Source organism: Bacillus sp. ISL-7 (assembly GCF_018613065.1).
Genome location: NZ_JAGGQW010000045.1, coordinates 1 through 8361 on the forward strand (window position 1 = coordinate 1; position 8361 = coordinate 8361).

The window sequence follows — 8361 nt, forward strand, 5'->3', positions numbered from 1 at the left end:
AACGATCTACAGGAATGCTAACTGAGTTAACTGACTAGAAACGCTTAAGTCTGTTACACGATAGTGAATATTCTCGTTTTGTGCGGCAGATTCTTTCAAGGTTGATTCATTTCTTCCAATAATAACAACCTTTGCTCCTTGTTCGGCAAATTGAGCCGCAATTTCTTTTCCAATGCCAGAGCCTGCACCTGTGACTAAAACAACTTTATCAAGAAATTCTTTGTTCATCTTCTTTGCTCCCTATTATCTGAATTCAGCAAGCACGAATACTCGCTGAACTACTTTTCTATTTTTACAGTTCATCACCAACAATTGTCATTCTCTGACGAACATAAGAACCATTTTCCAAAATATCAATTAACGCACTGGCAAAATCAGCATAGCTATATGGCTTGTTGGAATATCCTCAATACTAAATTCTACGCCATCAAAATGATATTTACCTGTCGCTTCTCTTTCAACGTCATAATTAAATGCTTGTGTCGCATAAGTCCAAGCAATGTTTGAATATGAGCGCAAGCGTTCCAAACTTTGAACCAAGACTTCTGCTAATGGTTTAAGTTCTTCCATAAAGTTTTCCCAGTCTTTGAAATATTTTGTATGCTCTTTATTTATAAACAATGTACCTGTTCCACCAATTTTGATGTAGCGTGTGTTGCTACTATCAAGCAAATTCGCAATATGAGAAACACCGTCAGTATGCACGTAGAAAGTTTCTGGTACCCAAGCAATTACTCCGTCAATAATGGCATCATAGCCTGCAATATCTTCTTTGGTTAAATCCATGATGTCTTTGATTAATATGTTTTTATAATCTTTTCATCATGTTTTCTGTGTGCTACTGCTAATACCTCATGACCACGTTTTTCAGCCTCTAAAATAATTGTGCGTCCTGATTTCCCATATGCTCGTACTAATATGTTCATAAAACTTCAATTCTCATATTCTATTTGCGCGGAATATAATCCGCTGGTGACAAAGCAATCATCCTCTGTTCCATTTATGCTGTTTATGAATACATGATACGGATGCACCATATAGGCTTCAAACGCCTCTTTATCCTTCAGATCTACAACCATCGTTACTGCGTTTTCGCCACCAACCCAGCCTGTATTTTTTCCTATTGTCAGATCAATGATTTCAGGAATATTATCCTTCATCGCTTTCAACAAATTTATTTCTTTATTCAGTTTTTCTTCTGTTATGCCTTCTTTAATTGGTGCAATAAAAATATGTCTAATCATTTTAATCCTTCCTTTAACTTGAATATTTTTAACTTAGTTCTTAAGTTGACGACATTGTCCGCACGGGAGTAAAAGACAATTATTGATTGATAACGATACAGTTGGATACCTCCTAACACCCTTTCTTAGTTTTCAGGAATAATTTCGTTAATACAATTTAATGCGTTTAGTGTTCTCGGAAAGCCCATATAGGGAATGCAGTGGGTGATGGCGGTAATTAAGATTTCCTTGTCATTGCCAACATTTTTGTTCCCCTGCACATGTGCTTTTACTTGACCTTCTGCACCACCCAACGCACTAACGATACAGAGTGTCAACAACTCCCGTGTTTTCAAATCAAGCCCGCCACGGGTGTAGAAATCTCCAAAGCAAAAAGAAGAAAGATAATCCTGAATATGCTTTTGATTTGCTGGGGCACCTTCCCGCATCTTTGCAATGATATCTCCAAATATCTCTACTTGAGTTGCAAGGCCTTTATCAAAACGCTTGTCTTCTTCAACTTGTTTTTGGCTTTCAAGTGGTAATGTAATATTGTTGGATTTGAAAACCTCATTGACTTCATTTATGGCGTTTAGCGTTTTCGGAAATCCAATGTATGGAGCACATTGGTAAACCGCCTCCTTGATTTCAACCGGAGTCAGCCCAACATTCAGCGCAGCTTGAACATGAGCCTTTAATTGAGGTAATGTTTGATTGGTCGCAAGCACAACCAGAGTGATAAGCTCACGATGTTTGTCATCCAGATTACCTTGATAAAAAACTTCCCCAAAAATAAATCGGCTCAGGATGTCTTGAAAATCAGAGTCGGTAGCGTATGCGGCAGGTACTCCATTCTCAAATAGTTGTTTGTATTTTTCCTTGCTCTTTTCAATACGGTTCATATATAGATCTCCTTTTATGATTTACTTTTCTATTTTGCCTAAAGTATCAAGTTAAAGTTACGAGTATTCGAGAGAAAATTAAATCGTACTGAGGGAGCTTAGTGGAGGTTCCGAAAAGTATCGTTCTTGGAACTGATAAAATAGTAGCTCATTCAGTATTACTACCCCATCATTATTGGGTAGTTTAATTTAATATTCCTTTTTAACCTTGCCTACTCTACTATTATCGTCCAAAAGAGCGACTGAAAGATTGTCCAGATTGCACAATTTGACGTGCATTTTTTAGACGGAGAGATCATATTCCAAAAGAGCCTCAGCAGCTTACTTTTAAAGTTTACGCTCACTTGTGATATGATTCTCGGTACTTCCTTGTAATACAGTTTTATATGTCAAATTTAACGTTACCGAGGAATCTCACGTTTGCTGGATCGTAATGATCAAAGATAAGGTTCTTTTTCGTATCTAAAGTAGCAATCGTCTCCATATCCTCTTGGTTTAATTCAAAGTCAAAGATATTGAAGTTTTCAATGATTCTTTCTTTGTTAACAGACTTTGGGATCACAACAACTTCTCTTTGTGTTAACCAACGTAAAACCACCTGACTGACAGATTTATTATACTTTCCTGCTATTGATACTAAAACTTCATTTTGGAAGATGTTATTTTTCCCTTGAGCAAAAGGACCCCAGGACTCGATCTGAACATTGTTCTCTTTCATCAATTTTTCACTTTCAATTTGCTGGGTGAAAGGATGCGTTTCAATCTGGTTTACGGCAGGAATCACTTCATTATGATCCATTAAATCTATTAGACGGTCCATCTTGAAGTTACTAACTCCGATTGCCCTTATCTTTCCCTCACGATACAATTCTTCCATTGCACGCCAAGAACCGTATACATCACCAAAAGGATGATGAATTAAATACAAATCCAAATAATCCACTTGTAATTTTTCTATTGATTTTGCAAATGCTTTTTTTGTATTCTCATAACCGGCATCCTGAATCCATACTTTCGTAGTAATGAATATTTCCTCTCTTGGCACACCACTCCGTTTGATTGCTCTGCCAACCGATTCTTCATTTAGATATGCAGCAGCCGTATCAATCAGACGATAGCCTGCCATAAGGGCATCATAAACAGCCTGTTCACATTCATTTGCATCTTCAATCCGATAAACACCAAAACCGAGAATTGGCATCTCCACACCATTGTTCAAAATTACTTTTTGCATATAAAATCCTCCTATATTCTTAAGCCTTAGAGTAACGAACCCATAGTTCAAGTTCATTTTTACACAATGTCTATTATCATTTTTTTAAAGTTACTGATCATATCTTAACTAGCAAGTTGTTTTGTTTTAGGATTGAACATGTAGCGACTCAGAACAACAGACGCTAAGCCCAATAGCAAGAATAATAATCCTCCTAATACGATATATTGCGTGCACATTCCTGATATTAATCATCCACCTACTGCTGTACCAATTGTTACCCCTAAGAAATTCTTTGTTCATCTTCTTTGTTTCCTATTATCTGAGTTCAGCAAGCACGAATACTCGCTGAACTACTTTTCAATTTTTACTGTTCATCACCAACAATTGTCATTCTTTGACGAACATAAGAACCAATTTCCAAAATATCAATTAGCGCACTAGCAAAATCAGCATAGCTAATTTAATTTTATTTGTGTTGCTTCTTCTAATTTGGCTAGCAGTTGATTTTGCAAGTCAATATTTTCTACTCTTTCATCATAACGAGAAAGCTTCTTATGGTAGTAATAATTCCCTGAGCTCAAGGCATTTTTATCCTCACCACTAGCTAGCCAAACCTGTGAGGAATAGCCACCTTCAAGAGAATCATTTGCGCCTGCACCACCCATACGAGTTGGCACCCAGCCGGGGTCAACTGCATTGACAAGGACATCTGTCCATAAACGACTGACCGCTTTCATCAGTAATAACAAGGCTAATTTGGAACTTGAATAATCTGTTTCTTGTTCTAATTGATCAATGTTCAATCTAGAGCCGCGATGCATGCCAGAAGAGACATAAATAATCCGTTTAGGTTTCTCAATAAGGCTAGTTAAAAGATAAGGCGCTTCAATATTCACTGTGTAGGTTAATCGAGCATCTGTCGTGTAAACTCCTGCATTATGAATAATGACATCAAATCGACCGAATTGATTGACTTGTTTAGCCACTGAGAGAATTTCTTCTTTCTTTCCCAGGTCTCCAATGACCACCTGAGTAGCACCAGGATTTTCTTTTAAAGCCTCTTTTGCACGAGCTTCATTGCGTGAATGTAAAACTACTTCATTTCCTTGAGCAATTAGCTCTTTAGCTGCCAATGCACCAAGACCTGTTGACGATCCTGAAATGAAAATTTTTGCCATTTTCATTCACCTCCAAATTTATTTTCCTGTTTTTAACAAATCTAGTAAATTATCAGTGAAGCCACCACCTCCCTTTAGGACTCTATTTTCATACAATCCTTTAATCAAGTCGCGTCGGACAGGCGGGTACGTAAAGCGGACCAGATGATGAGTCCAACGAGGGTAATGACCAGGGCAGCGACCATAATCGCGGACCAACCGCCGAATGCCCAAAGTGGACCAGCAATGACCGAACCTATCGCACCTCCAAGAAAGTTACTCACTACGAAAGCCGTGTTCAGACGGCTTCGTGCAGAACCAGGAAGAGCGAGGAGACGGGTCTGTCCCAAAACAAGGTTGGTCTGCGTAGCGATATCTAAGACAATAACAACGATAATCAGTCCAATGATTGAACATTTCAAAACCCAAGCCGCAATCAGTGACAATGCGAGTAACGCTAAGGCGCCTCCTGCAGCAGGAACGGACCAGCCACGGTCGTGCAAGACACCTGCACGCCTTGCAGCAAGAGCACCAGCTAAGCCAGCAAGTCCCAAGAGCCCTATCTGACCTGCCGAGTAAGAGAATGGCTCCGCTGTTAGCAGATAAGTTAATGATGTCCAAAACAGCGAGAACACGGTGAAGTTCGCTGCGGAAATGACCAACGTCGGGGTCACTGCACGATGACGTGCCACGGTGGTGAACACTGATCCTAAAAGACGTGGGTAGGAAATATGTTCGCGTGGTTCGCGTGGCGGAATGATTTTGTACAGTATGACAGCAAGAATAATTGCGACACCTGCTGCAATTTCAAATATCGCCCTCCACCCGAGAAGATCGGCTACTAAGCCGCTAATAGTGCGTGAAAGTAGAATACCGATTAGAGCTCCCGAAGCGACCGTGCTGACTACTCGTCCACGTCGCTCAGGCTCAGCCAGTTCACTGGCTAATGGAGTCAGAAGCTGTGCAGAGACAGTGGTCAATCCTAAGCCGCCGAGCGCTGCTAGTAGGACGGAGAAAGTCGGTGCTATGGCGGAGACCATAAGCATCACTGCTGATAGACTCAGAATCAGTGGAATTAGCCGACGTAAATTAAGAACATCACCTAGTGGCACTAGGAGGAATATCCCAAGCGCGTATCCAAACTGGGTGACGGTTACCAGCATCGCAGCGGTCGATGATGAGACGCCGAGAGACGAGGCGATAATCTGGAACAGCGGTTGAGACAAATAAAGATTTCCGACTGCCAGACCTGCGGCAATCGCGAAGATGATTGTTTTCGCCGGGGTCATCCGGCGGTCGGAGTTGGTGGATATTTTGGACATGATGAAACCTCCTAATAATCTAACGGCTGTGACAGCCTCGTTAATATACTGTCGCAACTGTTTATTTCACTTTTTTTAATACTTCTTTAAGTTGCTTTTCTTATAAATTGCTTTACATGGCATGACTGATCATAAGAATTTATAATTTGAGTATTAAACAATTGTAACTATACAACCTTCGTGTTACACGAAGTCAATAATTTAAAATTCACTTTTTTGTTCTGCATTTGGGGTTTACAATCTTGAGAACTTAAAGTATTATCACTTTAACACCTTCGTGTTACACGAGGTCAATAGTTTTAATCACTTTTATTACCCTCCTTTGTAATTCTGTAGTAATTCTCTATTTAAATTCTTTTGTGAGCTCCCTTAACCTACATGATTTATTATGAGATTAATTCAGAACCTTTAACATTTGTTACTATACACCCTTCGTGTTACACGAAGTCAAGAATACGAAATCCATTTTTTTGAACAGCATATGGGGTTTACAATCGTAAGAAATTAAAGTATTATCACTTTACAATATTCGTGTTACACGAAGCCAATTATATAATATTAAATATGTCATTGAAATAAAAGGAGGGCTAACATGTACACTGTAAAAGAAGTTGCCAAATTACTTGATTTAACTCAACACACTGTTCGCTTTTATACTGATAAGGGATTAGTTCCAAGTTTACAACGTGATAAAAATAATAATCGAATCTTTAATGACGACTCTATACAATGGCTTTCAGGTGCAAAAAAATTAAAAAAATGTGGTATGTCAGTAGAGGATATCAAAAAATATGTAGACCTGTGTTTGGAAGGCGGTACTACTATTCAGGACCGATATGAAATAATAGTAAAGCAAAAAGAATTAGTTCTAGCTCAATTAGAAGAAATAAAATCAATGGCAGAATATATTACTAATAAAGAGAAACACTACCGTGACATTATAAATGGTATAATCCCAGATGACACAAATCCTTCCAATTGGCAAAAAAATAAAATTGTTAATTCGACCTGCCCTTTGTTGTTAAATGATAAAAAGCCGATTACTCATTAATTACTGATACCGCACGTCGATGTTCCTTATTAGGGCATCGACGTGTTAACTTTGTGAAGATGTACACTTAAACTAAACTCCAGTTAGCACAACAAGAAGAAGGGTCGCCGTAGCCATCCCATTCTTAAACTCTAGCCCGTTAGCCAACTCAACTTTTAAGAATTAATCACCATATTTCTTAAGATTCCTCCGATCTTCCATATCTACGGAAAATTCAACATACATTTGGATCCCATCCACCAACGGTGCATCCTCATCAGATAATGGTCCGATATTTAAGCTATACCTTTCATCAATATTGTTCATCGTCAAACCGTGCAACAAAATCCGGGCTTCTTTCTGGTAGCTATACTTAGGAAACTTATAAAACAGTTCATTTCTTTGATTGGTAGGCTCTATATAAAATTCTTCGTTCTCGAATAAGGTGTAGTTAATGTGTGATATCTCAATTCTAAAACCCTCACGATCGACGGCTTGCACAATCTGTTTGTGAAAAGGTTGTGCTTGAATTATCAATGTTGCCGGTATCACATTAACTTCATTTGAAGAAAAATTACTGTACATTCTTTCATCAAAGTCATAGCGGATCTGTTGCCACCCAGAACGAGTCACATTTTGTGATAAATCAGGGGGTCGAACAGAATAAAAACAGAATGCAGGAATGAAGTAGGTGGACTTTCTTCTTAACAATACAAAGTCCCCATCGGGTAAAATTTCTAAATCCTCCCCGTATTTTCCTCGACATTGCTCGATCCTCGGATCAGTCTCCCTTAACCGGGCAAAAACACCCTCATATGGATCACCTTGCTCGCTATTACCTTCCTGCTCGGCAATATTGATATATTGTCCAGGACAAGAAAAACTGACTTCCCCCTCCTTCAGTGCTTTCATCCATTTTGTAAGTCCAAATTTAAAAAGAATCAATGAATTTTCGTCTGGAATCATGCTCTTATTCTCCACCCTATTTGTATGGTCATAAAGTTATATAGCCACATTTTACCATGAATTTAAGATAACTAGACCGATTGTGAAACAAGCTAAAAAATTTTTTTCAACTAACCTGCCACGTTAGTTTAAGTTCACCACTTCACAATCTTAGTAAGTTATTCAATTAAATGGCCCTTTAATGGAAAACCATAATAACGTATTATGCTGGAGCTATCCCAAATCTTAAAATCTATGTATCTAAAAGTTGTAAGTTTTGTACACTACGAAAATATCAGTTTTTTTCTTTTTTTCTTTCTTGTTTTCCATCTAAAAGATAGTCTATAATAAATGTACAGAAAGTTATATATCTTTTAGACGGGAATGATCAAAATTGAGTGAACTTGTTGGATACGCAAGGGTAAGTACCTTAGATCAGGATTATTCCTTACAAGTTGAACAATTAGAAAAGTATGGATGCACTAAGATTTTTCACGAAAAGAAAAGTGGTAAGAACACTGGCAGACCCGAACTGAACAAAGCTATGGAGTATTTAAGAGCAGGAG

Annotated in this window: 10 protein-coding genes; 2 read left to right on the forward strand and 8 right to left on the reverse strand. The window is 38.4% G+C overall.

All coding sequences use genetic code 11. The annotated features are described in order from the left end of the window. Nucleotides 1–6 precede the first annotated feature (6 nt). The 7 genes from J7E66_RS18005 to J7E66_RS18035 form a co-directional block, all read right to left on the reverse strand. Nucleotides 7–228 (reverse strand): SDR family NAD(P)-dependent oxidoreductase, encoded by a 222-nt coding sequence (locus J7E66_RS18005; protein WP_215002352.1) that lies wholly within the window; start codon nucleotides 226–228, stop codon nucleotides 7–9. 129 nt (nucleotides 229–357) lie between these two features. Beyond that, nucleotides 358–786 carry a Rossmann-fold NAD(P)-binding domain-containing protein gene (locus tag J7E66_RS18010; protein ID WP_215002354.1) on the reverse strand — a complete coding sequence of 143 codons (429 nt, stop codon included), beginning with the start codon at nucleotides 784–786 and terminating at the stop codon, nucleotides 358–360. A gap of 146 nt (nucleotides 787–932) precedes the next feature. After that, nucleotides 933–1244 carry a Dabb family protein gene (locus J7E66_RS18015; protein WP_215002357.1) on the reverse strand — a complete coding sequence of 104 codons (312 nt, stop codon included), beginning with the start codon at nucleotides 1242–1244 and terminating at the stop codon, nucleotides 933–935. Between the two features lie 125 nt (nucleotides 1245–1369). Next, a complete protein-coding gene (locus J7E66_RS18020; protein ID WP_215002359.1) occupies nucleotides 1370–2125 on the reverse strand; it encodes a carboxymuconolactone decarboxylase family protein in 756 nt (251 codons plus the stop codon). Nucleotides 2126–2507: 382 nt separating this feature from the next. Then, complete coding sequence (locus J7E66_RS18025) at nucleotides 2508–3359, reverse strand: aldo/keto reductase (protein ID WP_215002361.1); 852 nt, start codon at nucleotides 3357–3359, stop codon at nucleotides 2508–2510. 437 nt (nucleotides 3360–3796) lie between these two features. After that, nucleotides 3797–4519, reverse strand: a complete 723-nt coding sequence (locus J7E66_RS18030; RefSeq protein WP_215002363.1) for an SDR family NAD(P)-dependent oxidoreductase — start codon at nucleotides 4517–4519, stop codon at nucleotides 3797–3799. A 104-nt stretch (nucleotides 4520–4623) separates the two neighbouring features. Beyond that, nucleotides 4624–5820: an MFS transporter gene (locus J7E66_RS18035; RefSeq protein WP_215002365.1), complete on the reverse strand. Its 1197-nt coding sequence runs from the start codon at nucleotides 5818–5820 to the stop codon at nucleotides 4624–4626. Between the two features lie 592 nt (nucleotides 5821–6412). Between J7E66_RS18035 and J7E66_RS18040 the strand changes: the two genes are divergently transcribed. Further along, nucleotides 6413–6871 (forward strand): MerR family transcriptional regulator, encoded by a 459-nt coding sequence (locus J7E66_RS18040; protein ID WP_215002367.1) that lies wholly within the window; start codon nucleotides 6413–6415, stop codon nucleotides 6869–6871. A 162-nt stretch (nucleotides 6872–7033) separates the two neighbouring features. On the opposite strand, the gene J7E66_RS18045 is transcribed toward J7E66_RS18040, so the two are convergent. Continuing rightward, nucleotides 7034–7816, reverse strand: a complete 783-nt coding sequence (locus J7E66_RS18045) for a hypothetical protein (RefSeq protein ID WP_215002369.1) — start codon at nucleotides 7814–7816, stop codon at nucleotides 7034–7036. A 373-nt stretch (nucleotides 7817–8189) separates the two neighbouring features. Between J7E66_RS18045 and J7E66_RS18050 the strand changes: the two genes are divergently transcribed. Continuing rightward, a partial coding sequence (locus tag J7E66_RS18050; RefSeq protein WP_214999352.1) for a recombinase family protein occupies nucleotides 8190–8361 on the forward strand: 172 nt, incomplete at its 3' end.